Genomic DNA, 22,949 nt, shown 5'->3' with positions numbered 1-22,949 from the left:
CCGCTCAGTTGACCCGCATACGGCTCATCTGAACCGGATGAACCGGATCGTGCTGAACCGGATCGTGCTCAATGGCGGTGGTGCTGAAAGGGATGCAGCAGATCCGACAGATGCCAATGGTGCGTACGGCGTCGTGCGGGACCCTCGTTTTCCGGTGTCCGATCCGCCGCGGTGCCGGTCGTGGTGTCGGTCGCCGTTCCCGGCGCGTCGGTGTCCGCCTTACGGCCCCGGGTGGTGTGCGCCCTCCCGCGCCGCGCACTCTCCAGGGCCGACGAGACCTGGCCCGCGCGCATGATCCGCACCAGATGCGCACCGCAGTTGACGCAGTCAGGGCTCGTCAGCGGGGACCGGACGCGCAGGCCGTCGGTGAAGTAGACGACGAAGGCACGGCCCGCGCCGTCCACGTGGTGTTCGATGTCGTACGACCGCTCCCAGCCGTGTCCGCACTTCATGCAGGCGAAGGCGTAGGCCTCATGGGCCACCTCGCCGGACGGACCGGAGGACGGGCCGGAGGGGGTGCGGGCGGCTATCGGATGAGCACCGCTCGAAGTTCCCGCTATATCGCTCATGGCAGCTCCTCTTGTCACATAGGACAAGTCTTCCGGGAGGGGATCGCCCCGGGTGTTCCACACCCAGTGGACGCCTTTCCCAGCGCTACCGCATCGGGTCTTTCCGCTCTTTGAGCGAGATTTGGCAACCGCGTTCCCAAACTGCCCGGAAACCGCCCGGGAAGTAACCTGAGCTTTGCCTTTCGCTACAGTGCTTTACCTTCGCGCGGCGCGCTTCCTGCCGCGTTCTTTGCCGCCACCACGGCGTCGAAGACCTGCCGTTTGGGTACCCCGGCGTCCTGCGCGACCGCCGCGATGGCCTCCTTACGGCGCTCACCGGCCTCCTCGCGCACCGCGACCCGGCGGGCCAGCTCGGCGGGGTCGGCCTCCTGCGGGCCGGGGGCGGCGGCGCCCTCGACCACGATGGTGATCTCGCCGCGTACTCCCTCCGCCGCCCAGGCGGCCAGCTCCGCCAGCGGGCCGCGCCGTACCTCCTCGTACGTCTTGGTCAGCTCCCGGCACACCGCGGCGCGGCGGTCGGCGCCGAACACCTCCGCCATGGCCGCCAGGGTGTCGTCCAGCCGGTGCGGGGCCTCGAACCAGACCAGGGTGCGGCGCTCTTCGGCGACCTCGCGCAGCCGCGCCAGCCGCTCCCCCGCCTTGCGCGGCGGGAAGCCCTCGAAGCAGAAGCGGTCCACCGGCAGCCCGGAGACCGCCAGCGCGGTGAGCACCGCGGACGGGCCGGGCACGGCGGTGACGGTGATCCCGCGCTCCACGGCGGCGGCGACCAGGCGGTAGCCGGGGTCGGAAACCGACGGCATGCCCGCGTCGGTGACCAGCAGCACCCGGGAGCCCTGGGCCAGCGCCTCGACCAGCTCGGGCGTACGGGCCGACTCGTTGCCCTCGAAGTAGGACACCACCCGGCCGGCCGGACGCACGTCCAGCGCCTGGGTCAGGCGGCGCAGCCGCCGGGTGTCCTCGGCGGCGACCACATCGGCGGCCATGAGCTCGGCGGCCAGCCTCGGGGGCGCGTCCGCCGGGTCGCCGATGGGGGTCCCTGCCAGTACGAGCGTTCCAGTCACGCCCACCATCCTCGCAGCCCACCGAGACCGACCCCGCAGCCACCGCCCTGAGCACGAATCCCCGCCACCGGCGCGGCGGATACGGTCGCCCCCGGCACGGCACCCCCGCACGGCGGCCCCGGGGATGGCCGCCCCCGGCACCGTCGCCCCGGGGACGGCCGCCGCGAGCACGGCACCGCCCGCACGGCCACCCCAGGCACGGCACCCCCGGCACCGTCGCCGCCCGGCAGGGCCGGCCTGGGCACGGCTCCCCGGCACAGCGCCCCTAGGCACGCCCCCCCCGGGCACGGCTCCCCCGGCAGGGCCACCGCCTGCACGGCACCCCCGCCACCGCCGCCCCAGGCACGGCCCCCCGGCACCGTCGCCGCCCGGCGGCGCCACCCCCGGCACGAATCCCCGGTTCGCCGCCTTTCCCCGCCACACTCACAGACCCCTTCCCTACGATGGCCCGGTGAGCAGTGACACCGCGACCCACGCCCAGCCGGGCCAAGCCACCGGCCATCAGCCGCCGGCCTGGCAGCGCCGGCTGCGCCGCTTCGGATACGCGGGCCGGACCGGGCCCGGCGTACGGGAGCGGCTGGTCCCGCCGTACGCGGAGCCGGGCACCCGGCTCTGGGAGATCCTCGGCGCGACCCCCTCGGCGGCGGCCAGAATCGCCCGCTGGAGCGGCTGGGGCGGGCCGCTGCTCGTCGCGCTGTGCGCCGGGCTGATGCGCTTCTGGCGGCTGGGCAGCCCGGACAACGTCATATTCGACGAGACGTACTACGCCAAGGACGCCTGGTCGATCTGGGAGTACGGCTACGAGGGCACCTGGCCGAAGAACGCCAACGAGCGGATCCTCGACACCCCGCAGCACATCCCGCTCGATGACGCGGCCTCGTACGTGGTGCACCCGCCGGTGGGCAAGTGGGTCATCGGGCTCGGCGAGCAGTTCTTCGGGCTGCACCCGTTCGGCTGGCGGTTCATGGTCGCGCTGCTCGGCACCCTCTCGGTGCTGATGCTGTGCCGGATCGGGCGGCGGCTGTTCCGGTCGACGTTCCTCGGCTGTCTGGCGGGCGCGCTGATGGCCGTGGACGGGCTGCACTACGTGATGAGCCGCACGGCCCTGCTCGACCTGGTCGTGATGTTCTTCGTGCTGGCCGCCTTCGGCTGTCTGCTCGTGGACCGGGACAAGGCGCGCGCCAGGCTGGCGGCGGCGCTGCCGGCCGGTGAGGACGGCACGGCGCGGCCGGACCCGGCGGTCGCCCAGAGCCTGAAGCTGGGCGCGCGGCCGTGGCGGATCGCGGCCGGGGTGCTGCTGGGCCTGGCCGTCGGCACCAAGTGGAACGGACTGTACGTCCTGGCGGCCTTCGGCCTGATGGCCGTCCTGTGGGACGTGGGTGCACGCCGTACCGCGGGCGCCCACCGGCCCTACCGGGCGGTGGGGCGGCGCGATCTGGGCTGGGCGTTCCTGTCGCTGGTGCCTGTGGCGCTCGTCACGTACCTCGCCTCCTGGTCGGGCTGGTTCGCCGCGAGCGGCACCTTCGACCGGGCGCACGGCTGGCGGCACAGCGGCTATTTCCGCCACTGGGCCGACTCCCCGGAGCCGGGCGGCGGGGGCTACGGCACCGGCGGCACCTTCGACTGGCTGCTCAACCCGCTGCGCAGCCTGTGGCACTACGAGTCCGAGGTCTACAAGTTCCACGTCGGCCTCGACTCACCGCACGTCTACCAGTCCAACCCGTGGAGCTGGCTGGTGCAGTCCCGCCCGGTCTCGTACTTCTACGAGTCCCCGCGGGCGGGCCAGGAGGGCTGCCCCAAGGACGCCGCCGAGAAGTGCGCCCGCGAGGTGCTGGCCATCGGCACCCCGCTGCTGTGGTGGACGGCCTGTTTCGCCCTGCTGTACCTGCTGTTCCGGTGGGCGCTGCGGCGCGACTGGCGGGCCGGCGCGATCCTGTGCGGGGTCGCCGCGGGCTATCTGCCGTGGTTCCTCTACCAGGACCGGACGATCTTCTCCTTCTACGCCGTCGTCTTCGTGCCGTTCCTGTGTCTGGCGGTGGCGATGATGATCGGGGCGCTGCTGGGACCGCCGGGGGCGAGCGAGACCCGCCGGGTGGTCGGCGCGGTCGGCTCGGGCGCGCTCGTCCTGCTGATCATCTGGAATTTCATCTACTTCTTCCCGCTCTACACCGGCCAGACGATCCCCATGGACGCCTGGCGCGCCCGGATGTGGCTGGACACCTGGATCTAGCCGGCCTCCCCGCCGGCCCCACGCTTCCCCCGCGCCTGCCCACCTGAGGGCGCGGGGGCGTGTCGTGGTGCCGGTAGAGTGCCGGGCACCGCGGCCTCCATCGGCTGATGGAGGGAATCGAGAACACAGTGGGGGTTCTGCAATGCGGAGTGGCGCGAGAGCCGCGATCGTCGGTGCGGTGTTCGCCGCCATGGTCGGTGTGGCCGGTTGCGGCGGCGGCCAGGACGACGCGTCGAGTCCGAAGGACGGCGCGAGCGCCGGCTCGGGCGATGACAAGCCGGCCCTGAAGAAGGTGAAGACCGGCCCGCCCAGCGCGGCCGAGGTCACGACCACCGCCCGCGCGTTCCTGGCGGCCTGGTCGGCGGGCGAGACGGCGAAGGCCGCCGCCCTTACGGACGACAGCGAGGCGGCCACCACGGCGCTGAGCGGTTACCGCAAGAAGGCCCATGTGGCCAAGGTGACGCTGCGGCCGGAGGAGGCGAGCGGCGCGAAGGTGCCGTTCTCGGTCAACGCCCAGATCTCCTACGACGGTGAGAGCGCCCCCTGGACGTACGGGTCCTCGCTGACCGTGACGCGCGACACGGACACGGGCAAGCCGGTCGTCGCCTGGAAGCCCTCGGTGGTGCACCCCGACCTCGCCGTGGGCGACACGCTGAAGACCGGCGCGTCCGAGGCGCCGCCGATCAAGGCCGTGGACCGCGACGGCAAGGAGCTGACCGCCGCCGAGCACCCGACCCTCAAGACCGTCCTGGCCTCGCTGCGCGAGCGGTACGGCGACAAGGCGGGCGGCAAGGCGGGCGTGGAGACCTGGATCGCCCGCGCCAAGGGCTCCAAGTCCGCCGACAAGACGCTGAAGGTGCTCTCCAAGGGCACCCCGGGCACGCTCCGCACCACGATCGACGCGTCGCTCCAGCGCACCGCCGAGCAGCAGGTGAACAAGCGGGCCAAGGCGTCGGTGGTGGCGATCAAGCCCAGCACCGGTGAGATCCTCGCGCTGGCCAACTCGCCCGCGAACGGTTTCAACACCGCCCTCCAGGGCTCGTACGCACCGGGCTCGACGATGAAGGTCATCACCTCGGCGACGCTGATCGACAAGGGTCTCGCGGCGTACGGCAAGGCGCATCCGTGCCCCAAGTACTTCTCCTACGGCGGCTGGAAGTTCCAGAACGACGACAAGTTCGAGATCAAGAACGGCACCTTCGAGCAGAGCTTCGCCCGCTCCTGCAACACGGCCTTCATCAGCCAGGCCGGGAAGCTGAAGAACGACGACCTGACCAACGAGGCCCGGGACGTCTTCGGCATCGGGCTCAACTGGCAGATCGGCGTGCCCACCTTCGACGGCGCGGTACCGGTGCAGTCCGCGGCCTCCAAGGCCGCCTCGCTGATCGGCCAGGGCGGGGTGCGGATGAACCCGCTCAACATGGCGTCGGTCGCGGCCACCGCCTCCACCGGCACCTTCCGCCAGCCGTACCTGGTCTCGCCGTCCCTGGACAACCGGATGCTGGCCAAGGCGAGCAAGACGATGAAGTCCGGCACCAAGGACCAGCTGCGCAAGCTGATGCGGCTGACGGCCACCTCGGGCACCGCCGCCGAGGCGATGGCCGGGATGACCGGTGACTTCGGCGCCAAGACCGGTTCGGCCGAGGTGGACAACCAGGACAAGCCCAACGGCTGGTTCACCGCCTACCGCGACGACCTAGCCGCCGCCGGTGTGGTCCCCGAGGGCGGCCACGGCGGCGACACGGCGGGCCCGATCGTGGCGGCGCTGCTGCGCGCGGGCGGCTGACGCACGGACGGCTGAGCCCGCGGCCAGGCCGCCGGCGCAGGCCCGGGAGCCGGGCGGGCGCGGGGACTTCCCCGCGGCCGCCCGGCTCCTTCGCGTTCCGCGGGATTCAGCCGAGCGCGTGGCCGGTGGTGCTGTCCACGTGATCGGGGATCTCGCCGTCGTGGCGGTCCCCGGTCGAACTGGTCCCCGAGGGCTCGAACATCAGGACCGACCCGCCCGGGGAGGACGGCTTGTGCTCGGTGCCCCGGGGGACCACGAACGTGTCGCCCTTGTGCAGCACGACCGTCGTCTCGGTGCCGTCGGCGTCCCTGAGCGCGATGTCGAAGCGGCCGTCGAGGACCAGGAAGAACTCGTCGGTGTCATCGTGGGCGTGCCAGACGTGCTCGCCGAGCGTATGGGCGATCCGGACGTCGTAGTCGTTCATCCGGGCCACGATCCGCGGGCTGTAGACATCGTCGAAGGAGGCCAGCGCCTCGTCGATATTGACGGGTCTCGTATCCATGGCCCGATCCTCTCCGGGCCGCCCGCCGAGTTCTTGAACGCTGGTGCGGCCAGGGAAATGTCCTGGCGCGGGCCGCGGGCCCGTCGATAGCGTCGGCCCATGGCCAACCCCATCCCTGACACGTCTGAGACCCCCGCCACCGCTGAGACCCCCGCCTCCGCCGGCACCATGGCCCACCCCCGGTTCGCCGAGGCCCTGCGCGAGCTCGGCCTGGACGTCGAGGTGCGCCGCTTCCCCGATGCCACCCGCACCGCCGCCGAGGCCGCCGCGGCCATCGGCTGTGAACTGAGCCAGATCGTCAAGTCGCTGGTCTTCGAGGCGGACGGGCAGCCGGTGGTGGTGCTGATGGACGGGGCCTCGCGGGTCGACGTCGAACTCGTACGGCAGGAGCTGGGCGCCGGAAGCGTCCGCCGGGCGAACGCGGCGCTGGTGCGCGAGACCACCGGCTACGCCATCGGCGGGGTGCCGCCCTTCGGCCACCGCACCCGTACCCGCGTCCTGGCCGACCGCCGGCTGCTGGACCACGAGACCGTATGGGCCGCGGCCGGCACCCCGCACACCGTCTTCCCGCTCGCTCCCAAGACGCTGATCGCGCATGCCGAGGGCGCTGTGGTGGATGTGCGCGAGCGCTCCGCGTGACCCCGGTCGTCGCGGTCGCGGTGCTCATCGCGGCCGTCACCCACGCGAGCTGGAACGCCATCGCGCACGGCATCAGGGACCAGCTGCTCGCCTTCACCCTGGTGGGCGGCGGCGGGACGCTGTGCGGACTGGCGCTGGCGCCGTTCACCCCCCTGCCCAAGGCGGACGCCTGGCCGTATCTGCTGGCCTCCGTGGCCATCCACGTGGTCTATCAGCTGCTGCTCATGCGCTCGTTCCAGCTGGGCGACTTCGGCCAGATGTATCCCATCGCACGCGGCACCGCACCGCTGGTGGTGACCGTGGCCGCCGCGGTCTTCGTCGGCGAGCGGCCGGACCACTGGCAGGCGGCGGGGATCGCGCTGGCCTCGGCGGGGCTGGTGGGCGTGGCGCTGTGGGGCATCCGGGGCTCCCGGCGTCCCGCGCCCGAGGGGATCGGGGCGGCCGGGCAGGGAGCGGAGACCGGGGAGAGGGGCGGAGGTGGCGGGGGCGCGCCCCAGTGGCTCGCCCTTACGGCCGCCATCGCCACCGGGCTGTCCATCGCCGCGTACACCGTCGTGGACGGTCTGGGCGTGCGCGCCTCCGGCAGCGCGCTCGGCTATATCGCCTGGCTGATGATTCTGGAGGGCATCGCCATCCCCGCCTGCGCCCTGACGATCCGGCGCGGTGCGCTCCTGCGGCAGCTGCGTCCGGTCGCGGCGCGCGGCCTGCTCGGCGGGCTGCTGTCGGTCTTCGCCTACGGCCTGGTCCTGTGGGCCCAGACGCGAGCCGAACTGGCACCGATCGCGGCGCTGCGCGAATCGTCGATCATCGTGGGCGCGGGCATCGGGGCGCTGTTCTTCAAGGAGCGGTTCGGCGGTCCCAGGATCGCGGCGGCGGGTCTGCTGGTGGTGGGCATCGGGCTGATGCTGCACGCCGGTTGACGCATGCCCCGTGACCGGCGCTCCGTGATCGGTGCTTCGTTGATCCGTTGCTCCTGCGGAGAGGCTCCGGGTAGGAAAGAATCGGGGCTCTGTCGGCACTGTCGTCACAAGGGGGGCTTGGTGCGGATCGACATCGCGGTGAGCGGCGGGGAGGCGGAGCTGCGCTCGCTCCACGACTGGCTGAGACGGGACCCGGACACGCGCCGCGGCGCGCGCGTGGAGCTGGTCCGGGCCGCTCCGGCGCCCGGCCAGATGGGCGTGCTCACCGATGTGCTGCAACTGGTCACCGACAACGCCTGGAGCGCGGCCTCCTTCGCGCTGGCGCTGTCCACCTGGCGGCAGACGCGCCCGCACGCCCGGCGGATCACCGTGCGCCGCGGTGACCTTACGGTCTCCCTCGACGGCGGCGGCGACGAAGACGTGCGGCGCCTGATCGACGCGCTCCAGCGCCCGTCCGCGCCCGAAGCGGAACCGGATGCCTCCGCCCCCGAACCGGCCGCCCCCGAACCGGCCGCCCCCGAACCGGAAGGGGAACGGGAGCCCGACGGCGGGGAAGGGCGCCGGCCGTGACCGTGTTGCCCGACCCGGCCGCCACCCGCGCGGTGCTCATCGGCACCAGCCGCTACGCCCATCTGGAGCGGATCCCGGCGGTGGCCAACAACCTGAGCGCGCTGGCCGCCGCCCTGTGCGCCCCGCGTTCATGGGGGCTGGCACCCGTACACTGCACGGTGATCGAGGACCCCACCACCGCCGTGGAGGTCCTCGAAGCCGTAAGGACCGCGGCCGAGGAGGCCACGGACACCCTGCTGGTGTACTTCGCGGGACACGGTCTCGTGGAACCGCGCCGCGGCGAGCTCTTCCTGGGGCTGACCGGGTCCATACCGCACCGCTCCTACACCGGACTGCCTTACGGCACGCTGCGCGATGTGGTGCTGGACGGGCGGGCCGCCCGCCAGGTGATGCTGCTCGACTGCTGCTTCAGCGGACGGGTGCTCGGCTTCATGAGCGCGGCGGGCGCCGAGGCGGTGATCAGCCAGGTGGAGATCGAGGGCACCTATCTGCTGGCCTCCGTCCCCGACACCAGCTTCGCGCTCGCCCCGCCCGGTGAGCCCCATACGGCCTTCACCGGCGAACTGCTGCGGCTGCTACGCGAAGGGGTGCCGGGCGGGCCGGAGTTCCTGGACCTGGACACGGTCTACGCGCAGGTGTACGCGGCGCTGCGGGCGAAGGGGCGGCCGCTGCCGCAGAAGCGCGACCGCAATACGGCCGGCGGACTCGCCCTGACCCGCAACGCGGCGTGGATCCCGCCCGGCTTCGGCCCGCCGCCCCCGCCGTACGACGCCGCACCGGTCCCGGAACCCGCGCCGCGGCCGTATCGCCACGAACCCGCCCGGACGCCTCCGCCCCCGCCCCCGCCGTACGAACCGCCGCTCGTTCCCGCGCCGTCCGCGGACGGCCACGAACCGGCCCCGGAGCCCACCCGACCGTCCGCCGTACCGCCGAGGCCCACCTGGTCGCCGGTGGCCCTGCCGTCGTCCGCCCCGGCCCCCTCCCCCAACGGCGTCTCGCCGGGCCGCCGGCGGGCCGTCCGCTACGGGCTGGCGGGAGCGCTCTTCGTCGCCCTGGTGGCCGCGGGCATCCCCCTGGCGACGTCGTGGATGAAGGACGACGGCTCCCCCGAGGACCGCTCCGGCCGGCAGCAGTCGGAGTCGTCCGGCACCCCGGCACCGGGCCCCATCGCCGGGTACGACGCCGCGGCCAAGGATGTCGTCAACGCCTCGAAGAAAAAGGGCGGGACGCTGAAGTTCGTCAGCGGAAGCGACGCGGACTCATGGGACCCGCAGCGCACCTATTTCGGCTCCATCTGGAACTTCTCCCGCTACTACGCCCGCCAACTGGTCACCTACGCCCCCAAGCCCGGCGAGAAGGGCACCGAACTGGTCGGGGACCTCGCGGAGAAGACGGCCGAGGTGACCGACAGCGGCAAGACCTACACCTACACCCTGCGCGACGGAATCACCTGGGAGGACGGCACCGAGATCACGTCCAAGGACATCAAATACGGCATCGAGCGGATCTGGGCCACCGACCCGATTTCCGGCGGCCCGACCTATCTCCAGCAGGTGCTCGACCCCGGCCACACCTACAAGGGGCCGTACAAGGACACCGCCAAGGACAAGCTGGGCCTGAAGGCCATTCGGACGCCGGACGACAAAACCATCGTCTTCGAACTCCCCAAGCCCAACGGCGACTTCGAGCGCATGCTCGCGATGCCGGCCGGCTCACCCGTCAAAAGGGACAAGGACACCGGAAGCAAATACCAGAACAAGCCGTTCTCCTCGGGGCCGTACAGATTCGGCTCCTACACGCCGGGCAAGTCGCTGGAGCTGATCCGCAACGACAAGTGGAACCAGTCCTCCGACCCGGTCCGGACCGCCCTTCCCGACCGGATCACGGTGAATTTCGAAGACAACGCCGAGGTGCGGGCGCAGGCCCTGTTCTCCGGCACCTACGACCTGGACCTGACGTCCACCGGACTCACCGACGCCGCCCTCGCACAGGCCCGGAACAGCCGCGACCTCCGGGCCCGGCTGGACAACCCGTACACCGGAGGGCTCCTGTTCGCCGCCTTCCCCCGCTCCGTCGAACCCCTGCAAAACCTGCACTGCCGTAAAGCGGTCATCTACGCGGCGGACATGGAGAACCTGCGGACCGCCGCCGGCGGAACGCAGAGCGGCGCCATCGCGCCCCATATGCTTCCGCCCACCATCGCGGGCTCCGATTCCTCCTACGACCCGTACGAGAAGCTCGACAACAACGGGAAGCCGGACACCGCCAAGGCGAAGCAGGAACTGGCGGCGTGCGGAGAGTCGAACGGGTTCACGACCACCATCGCGGTGCGCAACACCCGCCCCGCCGAGCTGGCCGTCGCCGAGTCGCTCCAGTCCTCACTGGGGAAGGTCGGAATCGACGCCCGTATCGAGCAGATCGACGGCAATGACTACTACGAAACGGTGGGCTCGCCCGCGACCGTGGAGAAGGAGGGCTACGGCATCGTCATCTCCCGGTGGCTCCCCGACTTCCCCACCGGTCAGGGTTTTCTCCAGCCGCTCGTCGACAGCCGTTTCATCTCGCAATCCGCCAATATCAATCTCGGGGAGCTGGACGACCCCACGGTCGACGACCTCTTCGACAAGGCGATCGCCGAACAGGACCCGGCCAAGGCCGAGAAGGACTACAGGGCGGCCAATCGGCGGGTTTCCGAGTCCGCCGCGTATCTGCCCATCCTGTTCCAGAAGAGCACGGTCTGGCGCGGCTCCCGGCTGACCAACGTCTATGCGAGCGAACCCTACGGGGGCCTTTACGACTACGTCTCGCTCGGCGTCGCCACATGACCGAAGGCCCTGCGCACCGCCACGTTCGTGGTCGTGATGCCGCCGTCCACGGGGAGGGTGACCCCGGTGATCCAGGCGGCGTCCGAGGAGGCCAGGAAGGTGATGGCGGCGGCGATGTCGCTGGGTTCGCCGACCCGGCCGAGGGGATAGACCTGGGCGGCACGGCGCAGGGTGTCCTCCCGGCCGTCCCAGCCGGGGGTGCGGATCGTGCCGGGGGCCACGAGGTTGACGCGGACGCCGCGCCCGGCGGCGTGGGCGGACAGCGTGCGGGTGAGGCTGCCCAGGCCCGCCTTGGCGGCGCTGTAGGCATGGTTGCCGAAGTCCTGTATGCCGTTGACCGAACCGACGTTGACGATCGCGCCCCGGCCGTCCGCGGCGGCCAGATGCGGCAGCGCGGCGCGGGAGCAGCGGAAGGCGCCGCCGAGGGTGACATCGATGTCCTGCTGCCACTCGTCGTCCGGCTGGTCCTCGAACAGCGGGGTGTCGGCATGGCATGAGTGGGCGCTGTTGACCAGGACGTCCAGCCTTCCGAAGCTCCTTACGGCGTGCGCCACGGCCGCCTCGACGTCCGCTCGCCGGGCCACGTCGCAGCCCAGCGACTCGGCCGCGCCGCCGTCCGCCCGTATGGATTCGGCGGCCTTCGCGGCCCGTTCACCGTCCAGGTCGGTGATCAGCACCCGGGCGCCCTCGTCGGCGAAGCGGCGGGCGGTCACCTCCCCGATGCCGCGCCCCGCGCCGGTGAGCATGACCGCGTAGCCCTCGAATCTCCGCACCCTGTGCCCCTTTTGGTCGGCTCTGGCCTATCGGCTCCGGAGCGCCGCCGCCCCATGGCGGCGCGTCCGCCGGAGATCCTGCCCGGCCCCGGCATGATCCTCACCCGCGGAACGTTGCACCATAAGGAGAAACACAGCACACGCTCGGGTCGGCATGGCGGGAGTCGGAACAGTGGTGGACGTCCAGGGCACGGTGGCCGACGGTTTCGAACCGGTCCGGGACGCTTTCGCGGCGAACTTCACCCGGCACGGCGAGCGCGGCGCCGCCGTGGTCCTGTACCGGGAGGGCGAGAAGGTCGTCGACCTGTGGGGCGGTACGAAGACCCCCGACGGCGACGGCCCCGGGGACCCCGGCGATACCGAGGCTTCCGGGACCTCCGAGGGCTCCGGGGGCTCTGGGACCTCCGAGGGCTCCGGGGCGGCCGGCGGGGGAGGCGGCCGTGAGCCCTGGACCCAGGACACCGCCCAGGTCGTCCGGTCGGTCACCAAGGGCGTCGCCGCCGCCGTGCCGCTGTTGCTGCATCAGCGCGGTCAGCTGGACCTGGACGGCCGGGTCAGCACCTACTGGCCGGAGTTCAAGGCGGGCGGCAAGGAGCGGGTGCTGGTGCGGCATCTGCTCGCGCACCGCACCGGCGTGCCCGTCCTCGACACCCCCCTGACCCCCGAGGAGGCCATCGACGGCATATCCGGGCCGCTGGCCGTGGCCGCCCAGCGGCCCGTGTGGGAGCCCGGTACGGCGCACGGCTACCACGCCCAGACGTACAGCTGGCTGCTGAGCGAGCTGGTGCGCAGGGTCACCGGGCGGACCATCGGGCGCTGGATCGCCGAGGAGATCGCCCGTCCGCTCGGGCTCGATCTGTGGCTCGGGCTGCCCGAGGAGCAGCGGGGCCGGGTCGGCCGGATCGCGGCGGTGGAGGCTCCCACCGCGCCCGCCGCCCAGGGGCTGCGGCTGCGCCCCAAGCGGTCGGTCGCCGAGGCGTACCAGGACCCCGAGTCGCTGACCCGGCGGGCGTTCGCCGCGATCACCCCGATGCCGGACGAGAACGACCCCGCGTATCTCGCCGCCGAGCTGCCCGCCTCGGGCGGGGTGGCGACGGCCGAGGCGCTGGCCCGCTTCTACGCGGCGCTGATCGGCCCGCTGCCCTCGGCCCGTACGGCCCGCTCGGGGGGCAGGCTCTTCGCCCCGGCGACGCTGACGATGGCCCGTACGGAGGAGTCCGCGGGGCCGGACGAGGTCCTGGTCGTCGGCACCCGGTTCGGTCTCGGCTACATGCTGCACGGCCCGGCCTGCCCGATGCTGGGGCCGGGTTCCTTCGGCCACCCGGGGCGCGGCGGCTCCCTCGCCTTCGCCGACCCGGAGGCGCGCATCGGCTTCGCCTACGTCACCAACGGCATGCGGCGCGGTGTCACCGCGGACCCGCGTGCGCAGGCGCTGGTGCGGGCGGTACGGGCGAGTCTGGCGGCGCGGGAGGGGTAGCGGCGGGGCAACGGCGGGAGGCGCGTAACGGCGGCTGCTCCGGCCGACCGCCCCGGTGCCGACCGCCTGCGGCGGTTCGACCACCGGTCACCGCGCCGGAACGGTCACCGCACCAGGACGGTCACCGCACCGGAACGGTCACCGAGCGGGGGTCGAAGCCGAACGGCAGCTCCAGCCGGTGCTCGCGCATCAGCTCCTCGTCGCACAGCAGCTCCTGCGTCCCGCCGTCCGCCGCGATCACCCCGCCGCTGAGCACCACGGAGCGCGGGCACAGCTCCAGCGCGTACGGCAGGTCGTGGGTGACCATCAGCACGGTCACCTCCAGGGACCGCAGGATGTCGGCGAGTTCGCGGCGCGAGGCCGGGTCGAGGTTGGACGAGGGCTCGTCCAGGACCAGGATCTCCGGCTCCATGGCCAGCACGGTCGCCACGGCCACCCGCCGCCGCTGCCCGAAGGAGAGGTGGTGCGGCGGCCGGTCGGCGAACTCCGCCATCCCGACCCGCTCCAGGGCGCGCCGCACCCGTTCCTCCAGCTCGGGGCCGCGTATCCCGGCCGCGGCCGGGCCGAAGGCCACGTCCTCGCGCACGGTCGGCATGAACAGCTGGTCGTCCGGGTCCTGGAAGACGATGCCCACCCGGCGGCGGATCTCGGCCAGATGCGCCTTCGCCACCGGCAGTCCGGCGACCGTGACCGTCCCGGCGCCCGCCGTAAGGATGCCGTTGAGGTGCAGCACGAGGGTGGTCTTGCCGGCGCCGTTGGGACCGAGCAGGGCGACGCGCTCGCCGCGGGCCACGGTCAGGTCGACGCCGAAGAGGGCCTGATGGCCGTCGGGGTATGCGTAGGCCAGACCGGACACCTGGAGCGATGGCGGGGCAGCGGCGGGGTCGGTCATATGAGCATCCATCCGGTCAGGCAGACCGCCAGCGCGGTCAGCGGGAGGGCGGCGGCGTACGTCCACTGGGCGCGGGACGCCGTCACATCGTCGATCACCGGCATGGTGCCCGCGTAGCCCCGGCTGACCATCGCCAGGTGGACCCGTTCGCCCCGTTCGTAGGAGCGGATGAACAGCGCACCGGCCGAGTTGGCGAGCACGCCCCAGTGGCGCACCCCGCGCGCCTCGAAACCGCGCGACTGGCGGGCGATCCGCATCCGGCGCATCTCGTCGGAGATGACGTCCCCGTAGCGGATCATGAACGAGGCGATCTGCACCAGCAGCGAGGGCATCCGCAGCCGCTGGAGCCCCAGCAGCAGGGCGCGCAGCTCGGTCGTGGACGCCAGGAGGACGGAGGCGGCGACGCCGAGGGTGCCCTTGGCGAGGATGTTCCAGGCGCTCCACAGCCCGGACTCGCTGAGCGACATCCCCAGCACGTCCGTGCGCGGGCCCTCCGCGATGAACGGCATCAGCACGGCGAAGGCCACGAACGGGATCTCGATCAGCAACCGCTTGAGCAGGTAACCGGCAGGTATCCGGGCCACCGCCGCCACCCCGGCCAGCAGCGCCGCGTACACCCCGAAGGCCCAGGCGGCCTCGCGGGGCGTGGCGACGACGACCAGGACGAAGCAGAAGACGGCGGCGATCTTGCAGTGCGGTGGGAGGGCGTGGACCGGCGACCGCCCCTCCCGGTAGAGCTTGTGCGCGTGTCCCGCGCCCATGGTCAGCCTCGCTCGCTCTCGGCCGTAGCCGCCTTGCGCCGCCGTACGACCAGGAACACCCCGGACCCGACGGCGAGCGTCGCCCCCACTCCGATCACCCCGGCGAGCCCGCCGGAGAGCCGGGTGTCGGAGATGTCCTTGACGCCGTAGTCGGCGAGCGGGGAGTCCTTGGCGGCGTGGTCCTCGGCCTTCTTGTCGATCCCCTTGTCGTGGGCGACCTTCTCCAGCCCGTCGGGGCTGGCGGAGGCGTAGAAGCTGACGACCCCGGCGCACAGCAGCGCGGCCGCGAGCCCGGCCCACCACACGCGCCGCGCCGACCGCTTGGGCGCGGGCGCGGGGGCGGCGGGCGCGGAGGCGGTGGCAGCGGCGGCGGGCACGGGAGCCTCCGCCTCAGTCGCGGGCGCGGCAGCCTCCCGCCCAGGCGCGGCCTCAGGCGCGGCGTCCGCCGCCGGGCGGCCCTCGGCCCACGCCACCGCCCCCGGGGCAGCCGGGGTCAGCGGACTGCTCCGGATCTCCAGGAGGCGTGCGGTCACCCCGCGCGCCCCGTGCACCAGATCCGGCCGTACGGCCACGACGGCGCCGACCGTCAGCGCGGTGATGGCCGCCTCGCCGATGCCGATCAGTACATGCACCCCGACCATCGCCGTGAAGACCTTGCCGAGCGCCACGTCCGCCGTACCGCCGAACGCGTAGATCGCGGTGAAGGCCACCGCGGCGGCCGGTACGGAGACCAGCGCGGCCACGAAGGACGCGACGGTGACCGTACGGCGCCGGCGCGGGGCCAGCTTCACGATCGCGCGGAAGATCGCGTACGCCACGACCGTGGTGACCAGGGCCATGTCCGTGATGTTGACGCCGAGCGCGGTGAGGCCGCCGTCCGCGAACAGGACGCCCTGCATCAGCAGCACCACGGAGACACACAGCACCCCCGTATACGGCCCGACGAGTATGGCGGCCAGCGCCCCGCCCAGCAGATGCCCGCTGGTCCCGGCGGCGACGGGGAAGTTCAGCATCTGCACGGCGAAGATGAACGCAGCGACCAGCCCGGCCAGCGGCGCGGTCCGCTCGTCGAGCTCCCGCCGCGCACCGCGCAAACTGACCGCGACGGCCCCGGCGGCGACCACACCGGTCGCCACCGACACCGGGGCGTCGATGAATCCGTCGGGCACATGCATCGCGGACTCCGCTCCTGAGCTGCAACTAACCGATCGATGGTAGCCCGTACCTGCAACCCATTCGCAAGAGCGTGCACATCGCGGGATCCGACACGCCGACGGCGGCCTTCCGTGGTCGGAAGGCCGCCGTCGTCGCTCAGACGCGGGTCAGTGCCGCATCCGGGTCGGAGTCCTTGTCGTGCTGCTGGGCCGGGTCGGACCCTTCGAGCAGCTTGCGCAGGCCCTCGCCCTCCACGTCCACATTGGGCAGCGCCCTGTCCAGCCAGCGCGGGAGCCACCAGGCGGTCTTGCCGAGGAGTGCCAGGACCGCCGGGACGATGGCCATGCGGACCACGAAGGCGTCGAAGAGGACGGCGGTGGCGAGGCCGAAGCCGATCATCTTGATCATCGACTCGGTGGAGCCGATGAATCCGGCGAAGACGCTGATCATGATGACCGCGGCCGCGGTGACCACCCGGGCGCCGTGCCGGAAGCCGGTGACGACGGCCTGGCCGGGGCCTTCGCCGTGGACGAACGCCTCGCGCATCCGGGTCACCAGGAAGACCTCGTAGTCCATGGCGAGACCGAACACCACACCGATCATGAAGATCGGCATCATGCTCATGATCGGGCCGGTCTCCTCGACGCCGAACAGGTCGGCCAGCCAGCCCCACTGGAAGACCGCGACCACCGCGCCGAGCGCCGCGACGACGGAGAGCAGGAAGCCGAGCGCCGCCTTGAGCGGGACCAGGACGGACCGGAAGACGACCATCAGCAGCAGGAAGGCCAGTCCGACGACGAGCACCAGATAGGGCACCAGCGCGTCGTTGAGCTTCTGCGAGATGTCGATGTTCATCGCCGTCTGACCGGTCACCAGCACCTCGGCGCCGGTGTCGGACTTGAAGTCGCCCGCCTTGTCGCGGATGTCGCCGACCAGGTCCTCGGTGTCGACGCTGCTCGGCTTCGACTTGGAGATGACGGTGAGCGTCGCGGCGTCGCCGGCCTTGTTGAACGCGGCGGGGGTGACACCGGCCACATCGTCCAGACCGGCGATGGTCTTACGGACCTGCTCGGCCGCGCCCTTGGCGTCATCGCTGCCCTTGGTGTCGATGACCACCATCAGCGGACCGTTGTAGCCGGGGCCGAAGCCGTCGGAGATCGCGTCGTACGCCTGCCGCTTCTGGCTGCTGGTCGGCTGCGAGCCGTCGTCCGGCAGGCCGAGCTCCAGGCTGAGGGCGGGCACCGCGGCGGCGCCGAGGCCGATCACGGCCACCAGGAGCACCGTCAGCGGGCGGCGCAGCACGAAACGGGCCCAGCGGGTGCCCATGTTGGGCTTCTCCTCGGCACCGTCGGACGCGGCGGAGCCGGTGCTCGACGCCGCAGCGGCGCGCTCCTCCAGACGCCGGCGCGCCTTGCGCCCGAACACCCGCTTGCCCGCGAAGCCCAGCAGCGCCGGGATCAGGCTGATCGCGATGAGGACGGCGATGACGACCGTGCCGGCCGCGGCGAAGCCCATCTTGGTCAGCATCGGGATGTTGACGACAGCGAGGCCGACGAGCGCGATGACGACCGTAAGGCCGGCGAAGACGACCGCGGAGCCCGCGGTGCCCACGGCGCGTCCGGCGGCTTCCTCCCCGTCCCGCCCCTCGGTCAGCTCGGCGCGGTAGCGGGAGACGATGAACAGCGCGTAGTCGATGCCGACCGCGAGGCCGATCATCATCGCCAGCGTCGAGGTGGTGGAGGACAGCCCCAGAGTGGTGGCGAGCGCGGTGATCGCGGAGATGCCGATGCCCACGCCGATGAGCGCGGTCAGCAGCGGCAGTCCGGCGGCGACCAGCGAGCCGAAGGTGATGGCGAGGACGACCGCGGAGATCGCGATGCCGATGACCTCGGTGGCGCCGGTCTCCGGCATCTCCTGGAGCGCGTCACCGCCGATCTGCACCGACAGACCCGACTCCTGGGCCTTCTTCCCGGCCTCCTCCAGACCGTCCTTGGCGGGGTCCTTCAGCTCCAGTGCGTTGACCTTGTACGTGGTCAGGATGTACGCCGTGGAGCCGTCCTTGCTGACGGCTCCGGTCTGGTACGGGTTCGCGACCGAGGCGACCTGCGGGGAGCTGGCCTCGAGGTCGGCGACGGTCTTGGTGACCACGGCCTTGTTGTCCGGGTCGGTCATCTTCTCGCCGCTCGGGGCGCGGAAGACCACACGGGCGGTGGCGCCGTCCGCGTTACCGCCGGGGAACCGCTGTTCCAGCAGGTCGAACGCCTTCTGGGCCTCGGTGCCCGGGATGGAGAAGCTGTCGTTGGGAGGCGCTGAGGCGGTGGCGGCGCCGACGCCCACGACCGTGAGCAGCGCCACCCATATCAGGGCGACGAGGCCGCGGCGCCGGAAGGCGAACCGGCCGAGTTTATAGAGGAAGGTGGCCACGAGGAGAGGTGCTCCCGTCGGAATTGGTTGGCACTGGGCAGGGTTGGGCACCGCACCGGCGACGAGAGCGGCGCGCCGGCCGGGGCCTTATGGGGTTGTGCGGGGAGTGAGTGCCTGGGGAGTGGCGAAGGGTGAGTCGGAAGGGCTATGCGGCGCCGAGTGCGGGGAGGAGTACGGCGTCGATGTATTCCAGGAGATAGGTCTGGTCCGGCTGCTTGCCCTCGACGAGCGGTCGGGTGATGAACGCGCCGCACACCATGTGCACGACGTAGTTCAAGGCGGGCCGGTCCGAGGCGATTTCGCCCCGTTCCACGGCGCGCCCCAGCAGCACGTTGAGAGCGTCGATCTCGGGGTAGATCATCAGCTCTCGCAGGGCCTCATGAAGGTCCGGGTTGTCGTGAACTGCCTGAGCGAGTCCCCTCATCAGCGCGGCGTCCCGCTCTCGGGAGCTCTCCGTGCACCGTACGATCTCGCGCAGATCACCGCGGAGCGTTCCGGTGTCGACACCCTCGAGCAGAACGGGCTTGGTGTGGCGCAGCGCGGTCACGACCAGCTGCGGCTTGCCTTTCCACTGGCGGTAGAGCGTGGCCTTGCTGGAGCGCGTACGGGCCGCGACGGCGTCCATCGTCAGTCCGTCGTACCCGACCTCGCCGAGCAGCTCGACCACCGCCTCGTACAGCTCCCGCTCGCGCTCGGGGGAGAGCCTGCTGCGGCGCACCCGGGCGGTGTCCCGGTCCTCGGTCGTCTGGTCCATGGTCCGCACGGCGCGCCGCCTCCCTCCGAACGAAACGGTTTCGTACACCTCCAGCATAAGCGCACGCGCTATCGAAACTTCGCCGTTTCGATCGTGGTGTCGGTCACAGAACCGAGTTGCTCCGAATGGCGTAGCTCGAAAACATGGGTGGGGTGGAGCCTTACGCAAGCGACGACGACCACGCGTACCTGCGATTCCCGCATCTGCACGGCGACTTGCTGTGCTTCGCGGCCGAGGACGATCTGTGGATCGCCCCGCTGACCGCCCCCGGCGAACCCCCGGGGCGGGCCTGGCGGCTGACCGTGGACCGAACGCGCGTGGGCCCCGCCCGCTTCTCCCCCGACGGCTCCCAGATCGCGTTCACCACCTGGCGCAGCCTCGACCCGGAGATCCACCTCGTCCCCGTCGCCGGCGGCCCGGCCCGCCGGCTGACGTACTGGGGCAGTACGGACGCCCAGGTCTGCGGCTGGACCCCGCCGGATGGCGACGGCGTCTCGCAGATCCTCGCCGTCTCCTCCCATGAGCAGCCGTTCTCGCACTTCTCCTGGGCGTACAGCCTGCCCACCGACGGCAGCCCCGGCGGGCGGCTGCCCTGGGGGCCGGTGGCCGACATCGCCGTGGCCGACCTCGACGGGGAGCGCCGCACCCTGCTGCTGACCGGCAAACCCCCGCACGAGCCCGCCACCTGGAAGCGCTACCGGGGCGGTGCGACGGGCCGGCTGTGGCTGCACGGCACCCGGCTCGTGGAGGAGCTGAACGGCCATCTGGAGGCGGCGATGTTCGTCGGCGGCCGGATCGCCTTCCTCTCCGACCACGAGGGGATCGGCAACCTCTACTCCTGTCTGCCCGACGGCACCGATCTGCGCCGCCACACCGACCACGCCGACTTCTACGCCCGGCACGCCTCGACCGACGGCTCGCGCGTCGTCTACCAGTGCGCGGGCGAGCTGTGGCTGGTCGACGACCTCAGCCCGGACGGCCGGCCGCGCAAGCTGGACGTACGGCTCGGCGGGGCGCGCACCGGGCGGCGGCCCTACCAGGTGCCGGCCGCCTCGCACATCGACTCGCTGTCGGTGGACACCACGGGCCGGGCGAGCGCGGTATGCGTCCGCGGCAGCCTCTACTGGCTCACCCACCGCGACGGCCCCGCCCGCACCCTCGCCGACACCCCGGGCGTCCGGGTGCGGCGGCCCGTGATGCTGGGCTCGACCGGCCGGGTCGCCTACCTCACCGACGCGGAGGGCGAGGACTCCATCGAGATCGCGCAGCTGCCCCGGGCCAGCGGTCCCGGCGAACCGCGCCGGCTGGCCGCCGGACGGCTCGGACGGGTGCACGAACTGGAGCCCTCCCCCGACGGCGACCGGCTCGCCGTCGCCGCCCACGACGGGCGGCTGCTGCTGGTGGACACCTCTCCCGACGGGGACGGCGAGGTCACCGAGCTGATCCGGTCCGACAACGGCCCGGTCGGCGACCTGGCCTTCTCCCCCGACTCGGGGTGGCTCGCCTGGTCCCACCCCGGGATAGGACGCACCCTGCGCTCGATCAAGATCGCGCGGCTGGCCGACCGGACCGTGGTCGATGTGACCAGTGGGCGGTTCGAGGACGAGGAGCCGGTCTTCACCAGCGACGGCCGCTATCTCGCCTTCCTCTCCTGGCGCGGCTTCGACCCGGTCTACGACGTGCACACCGGAGACCTCTCCTTCCCGCTGGGCTGCCGCCCCCACCTGGTCCCGCTGTCCTCCGCGACCCCCTCGCCCTTCGCGCTGTCCCCCGAGGGGCGCCCGGCGGCGGGCGGGCTGGACCCGGACGACAGCGGGGGCGACGGCGACGGCACCGTGACCGTCGAGGTGGAGGGGCTGGCCAGCCGGGTCACCGCCTTCCCGGTGGCCGCCTCCAAGTACTCCTCGCTGTACCCGGTCAGCGGCGGCGGGCTGGTGTGGCTGCGCTGGCCGATCTCCGGCGCGCTCGGCGAGACGTTCGCCAACCCGGCCGAGACCTCGGGCCGTCCCACCCTGGAACACTTCGACCTGGCAAAGGCCAAGCGGACCGAACTCACCAGTGAGCTGGACTGGTTCGCGGTCAGCGGCGACGGCACCCGGCTGGTGGTCTACGACGACGGCGATCTGCGCGCGGTGCCCGCGACCGACACCCCCGACAGCGACTCCACGGTCCACATCGACATGCGGCGGATCCAGCACACCGTCGATCCGGCGGCCGAGTGGCGGCAGGCATACGCCGAGGCCGGGCGCATCACCCGCCACTACTACTGGGACCCGGGGATGTGCGGTGTCGACTGGGACGGGGTGCTCGACCAGTACCGGCCCCTGGTCGAACGGGTCGCCTCGCCCGACGAGTTCGCCGACCTGCTCCGCGAAACCCTCGGTGAGCTGGGCACCTCGCACGCCTACGTCAGCGCCGCGCGCCGCAACGAGGGCCCGGCCCACTACCAGCGCCCCATCGGACTGCTCGGCGCCAACCTCACCCGCACCAAGGACGGCCGGTGGGCGGTGGCCCGCATCCTGCCCGGTGAGTCCTCCGACTCCCGGGCCCGCTCGCCGCTGGCCGGTCTGGGCATCCGGGACGGCGCCGTCCTCACCCATGTCGACGGGCGCCCGGTGGACCCGGTGGCCGGTCCGTATCCGCTGCTGACGGCGGCGGGCGGCACGACGGTGGAGCTGACCTTCGAGCCGCCGGACGGCGAGGGGCCGCCGCGCCGGGTCGCGGTCTCCCCGCTGATCGACGACCGGCCGCTGCGCTACCAGGACTGGGTCGCCCAGCGCCGGGCCGTGGTGCGGGAGCTGAGCGACGGGCGCTGCGGCTACCTGCACATCCCCGATATGGGCGGCTCGGGCTGGGCGCAGTTCAACCGCGATCTGCGCCGCGAGATGTCCCTGCCCGCGCTGATCGTGGACGTCCGGGGCAACGCGGGCGGCAACATCAGCGAGCTGGTGGTCGAGAAGCTCACCCGCAAGGTCATGGGCTGGGACCTCACCCGCAACGCCCAGCCCGTGTCGTACTCCAGCACCGCCCCGCGCGGGCCGATCGTCGCGGTCGCCGACGAGGCGACCTCCTCCGACGGCGACATGATCACCGCGGCCTTCAAGATCCAGGGCATCGGACCGGTGGTGGGGCTGCGCACCTGGGGCGGGGTGGTCGGGATGACCGGCCGTCACCGCCTGGGCGACGGCACATCGATCACGGTGCCGATGAACGCCGCGTGGTTCGACGCGTACGGCTGGGGCGTGGAGAACTACGGTGTGGAGCCGGACATCGAGGCACCGCGCTCCCCCGTGGACTGGGCGGAGGGCCGCCACCCACAGCTGGGGGTCGCCGTCCGCACCGCGCTCGACCTGCTGGAACGGCATCCGGCCGCGGCCCCGCCGGGCTACGCGGACGTCCCCGATCTGCGCCGGCCCGAACTGCCGCCGCGCAAGGGGAAGAAGGGAACGCGGACGACGCGGGGGAAGAAAACGCGACAGGAGACGCAAGGGAAGAAGGCACGACAGGAGCCACCGGCAAAGAAAGAGACACCGGGAAAGAAAGAGACACGGGGAAAGAAAGAGGCGCAGGGAAAGAAAAAAGCGCGATAGGCGTTGCGCAGACGCACGGTG

Annotated in this window: 17 protein-coding genes; 8 read left to right on the top strand and 9 right to left on the bottom strand. The window is 72.1% G+C overall.

Annotation, left to right across the window (positions count from 1 at the left end):
* Nucleotides 1–68 precede the first annotated feature (68 nt).
* A complete protein-coding gene (locus tag N6H00_RS24700; RefSeq protein WP_268974015.1) occupies nucleotides 69–569 on the bottom strand; it encodes a hypothetical protein in 501 nt (166 codons plus the stop codon).
* Nucleotides 570–754: 185 nt separating this feature from the next.
* On the bottom strand, nucleotides 755–1,630 hold the full coding sequence (gene rsmI / locus N6H00_RS24695) for a 16S rRNA (cytidine(1402)-2'-O)-methyltransferase (protein WP_268974014.1): 876 nt from the start codon (nucleotides 1,628–1,630) through the stop codon (nucleotides 755–757).
* Between the two features lie 451 nt (nucleotides 1,631–2,081).
* Between rsmI and N6H00_RS24690 the strand changes: the two genes are divergently transcribed.
* Together N6H00_RS24690 and N6H00_RS24685 are read left to right on the top strand one after the other, a co-directional pair.
* Entirely contained in the window at nucleotides 2,082–3,860 is a 1,779-nt protein-coding gene (locus tag N6H00_RS24690) for a dolichyl-phosphate-mannose--protein mannosyltransferase (RefSeq protein ID WP_268974013.1), read from the top strand.
* 142 nt (nucleotides 3,861–4,002) lie between these two features.
* Nucleotides 4,003–5,646, top strand: a complete 1,644-nt coding sequence (locus tag N6H00_RS24685; RefSeq protein ID WP_268974012.1) for a penicillin-binding transpeptidase domain-containing protein — start codon at nucleotides 4,003–4,005, stop codon at nucleotides 5,644–5,646.
* Between the two features lie 106 nt (nucleotides 5,647–5,752).
* Here the strand turns inward: N6H00_RS24685 and N6H00_RS24680 are convergent, their stop codons facing one another.
* A complete protein-coding gene (locus N6H00_RS24680) occupies nucleotides 5,753–6,148 on the bottom strand; it encodes a cupin domain-containing protein (RefSeq protein WP_268974011.1) in 396 nt (131 codons plus the stop codon).
* A 99-nt stretch (nucleotides 6,149–6,247) separates the two neighbouring features.
* On the opposite strand from N6H00_RS24680, the gene N6H00_RS24675 reads away from it, so the two are divergent.
* The 4 genes from N6H00_RS24675 (at nucleotide 6,248) to N6H00_RS24660 (ending at nucleotide 11,102) form a co-directional block, all read left to right on the top strand.
* Nucleotides 6,248–6,787: a YbaK/EbsC family protein gene (locus tag N6H00_RS24675; RefSeq protein WP_268974010.1), complete on the top strand. Its 540-nt coding sequence runs from the start codon at nucleotides 6,248–6,250 to the stop codon at nucleotides 6,785–6,787.
* A complete protein-coding gene (locus N6H00_RS24670; RefSeq protein ID WP_268974009.1) occupies nucleotides 6,784–7,707 on the top strand; it encodes an EamA family transporter in 924 nt (307 codons plus the stop codon). Before N6H00_RS24675 ends, N6H00_RS24670 begins: the two co-directional genes overlap by 4 nt.
* 120 nt (nucleotides 7,708–7,827) lie before the next feature.
* Nucleotides 7,828–8,277, top strand: coding sequence for an effector-associated constant component EACC1 (locus tag N6H00_RS24665; protein WP_268974008.1), 450 nt, complete (start codon nucleotides 7,828–7,830; stop codon nucleotides 8,275–8,277).
* Complete coding sequence (locus N6H00_RS24660; protein WP_268974007.1) at nucleotides 8,274–11,102, top strand: caspase, EACC1-associated type; 2,829 nt, start codon at nucleotides 8,274–8,276, stop codon at nucleotides 11,100–11,102. Before N6H00_RS24665 ends, N6H00_RS24660 begins: the two co-directional genes overlap by 4 nt.
* On the opposite strand, the gene N6H00_RS24655 is transcribed toward N6H00_RS24660, so the two are convergent.
* On the bottom strand, nucleotides 11,075–11,875 hold the full coding sequence (locus tag N6H00_RS24655; RefSeq protein WP_268974006.1) for an SDR family NAD(P)-dependent oxidoreductase: 801 nt from the start codon (nucleotides 11,873–11,875) through the stop codon (nucleotides 11,075–11,077). The genes N6H00_RS24660 and N6H00_RS24655 overlap by 28 nt on opposite strands.
* 154 nt (nucleotides 11,876–12,029) lie before the next feature.
* Between N6H00_RS24655 and N6H00_RS24650 the strand changes: the two genes are divergently transcribed.
* Nucleotides 12,030–13,352, top strand: coding sequence for a serine hydrolase domain-containing protein (locus N6H00_RS24650; protein ID WP_268974005.1), 1,323 nt, complete (start codon nucleotides 12,030–12,032; stop codon nucleotides 13,350–13,352).
* 121 nt (nucleotides 13,353–13,473) lie between these two features.
* Here the strand turns inward: N6H00_RS24650 and N6H00_RS24645 are convergent, their stop codons facing one another.
* From N6H00_RS24645 to N6H00_RS24625, 5 genes are all read right to left on the bottom strand, one after another.
* Nucleotides 13,474–14,244 (bottom strand): energy-coupling factor ABC transporter ATP-binding protein, encoded by a 771-nt coding sequence (locus N6H00_RS24645; protein ID WP_268974004.1) that lies wholly within the window; start codon nucleotides 14,242–14,244, stop codon nucleotides 13,474–13,476.
* Nucleotides 14,241–15,005 carry a cobalt ECF transporter T component CbiQ gene (cbiQ, locus tag N6H00_RS24640; RefSeq protein WP_268974003.1) on the bottom strand — a complete coding sequence of 255 codons (765 nt, stop codon included), beginning with the start codon at nucleotides 15,003–15,005 and terminating at the stop codon, nucleotides 14,241–14,243. The genes N6H00_RS24645 and cbiQ overlap by 4 nt, the downstream gene beginning before the upstream one ends.
* A 2-nt stretch (nucleotides 15,006–15,007) precedes the next feature.
* Nucleotides 15,008–16,180 carry an energy-coupling factor ABC transporter permease gene (locus N6H00_RS24635; protein WP_268974002.1) on the bottom strand — a complete coding sequence of 391 codons (1,173 nt, stop codon included), beginning with the start codon at nucleotides 16,178–16,180 and terminating at the stop codon, nucleotides 15,008–15,010.
* A gap of 136 nt (nucleotides 16,181–16,316) precedes the next feature.
* The gene (locus tag N6H00_RS24630; RefSeq protein ID WP_268974001.1) at nucleotides 16,317–18,584 is read right to left on the bottom strand and encodes an MMPL family transporter; all 2,268 of its coding nucleotides are present in this window, start codon (nucleotides 18,582–18,584) and stop codon (nucleotides 16,317–16,319) included.
* 145 nt (nucleotides 18,585–18,729) lie between these two features.
* A complete protein-coding gene (locus N6H00_RS24625) occupies nucleotides 18,730–19,338 on the bottom strand; it encodes a TetR/AcrR family transcriptional regulator (RefSeq protein ID WP_268974000.1) in 609 nt (202 codons plus the stop codon).
* Nucleotides 19,339–19,481: 143 nt separating this feature from the next.
* On the opposite strand from N6H00_RS24625, the gene N6H00_RS24620 reads away from it, so the two are divergent.
* Nucleotides 19,482–22,928 (top strand): S41 family peptidase, encoded by a 3,447-nt coding sequence (locus N6H00_RS24620; RefSeq protein WP_268973999.1) that lies wholly within the window; start codon nucleotides 19,482–19,484, stop codon nucleotides 22,926–22,928.
* Nucleotides 22,929–22,949 lie beyond the last annotated feature (21 nt).

Origin of the sequence: Streptomyces sp. S465, assembly GCF_026898115.1 — a bacterium.
GTDB lineage: Bacteria > Actinomycetota > Actinomycetes > Streptomycetales > Streptomycetaceae > Streptomyces > Streptomyces luomodiensis.
Note: the sequence above shows the minus strand (reverse complement) of the source record. Positions and strands in the feature narration are given on the sequence as shown.

What these genes read in the sequence shown, in the direction of transcription:
- N6H00_RS24700 (WP_268974015.1), bottom strand. Translation starts at nt 569, where the DNA reads ATGAGCGATATAGCGGGAACTTCGAGCGGTGCTCATCCGATAGCCGCC.
- N6H00_RS24685 (WP_268974012.1), top strand. Translation starts at nt 4,003, where the DNA reads ATGCGGAGTGGCGCGAGAGCCGCGATCGTCGGTGCGGTGTTCGCCGCC.
- N6H00_RS24680 (WP_268974011.1), bottom strand. Translation starts at nt 6,148, where the DNA reads ATGGATACGAGACCCGTCAATATCGACGAGGCGCTGGCCTCCTTCGAC.
- N6H00_RS24675 (WP_268974010.1), top strand. Translation starts at nt 6,248, where the DNA reads ATGGCCAACCCCATCCCTGACACGTCTGAGACCCCCGCCACCGCTGAG.
- N6H00_RS24650 (WP_268974005.1), top strand. Translation starts at nt 12,030, where the DNA reads ATGGCGGGAGTCGGAACAGTGGTGGACGTCCAGGGCACGGTGGCCGAC.
- N6H00_RS24645 (WP_268974004.1), bottom strand. Translation starts at nt 14,244, where the DNA reads ATGACCGACCCCGCCGCTGCCCCGCCATCGCTCCAGGTGTCCGGTCTG.
- cbiQ (WP_268974003.1), bottom strand. Translation starts at nt 15,005, where the DNA reads ATGGGCGCGGGACACGCGCACAAGCTCTACCGGGAGGGGCGGTCGCCG.
- N6H00_RS24635 (WP_268974002.1), bottom strand. Translation starts at nt 16,180, where the DNA reads ATGCATGTGCCCGACGGATTCATCGACGCCCCGGTGTCGGTGGCGACC.
- N6H00_RS24625 (WP_268974000.1), bottom strand. Translation starts at nt 19,338, where the DNA reads ATGGACCAGACGACCGAGGACCGGGACACCGCCCGGGTGCGCCGCAGC.
- N6H00_RS24620 (WP_268973999.1), top strand. Translation starts at nt 19,482, where the DNA reads ATGGGTGGGGTGGAGCCTTACGCAAGCGACGACGACCACGCGTACCTG.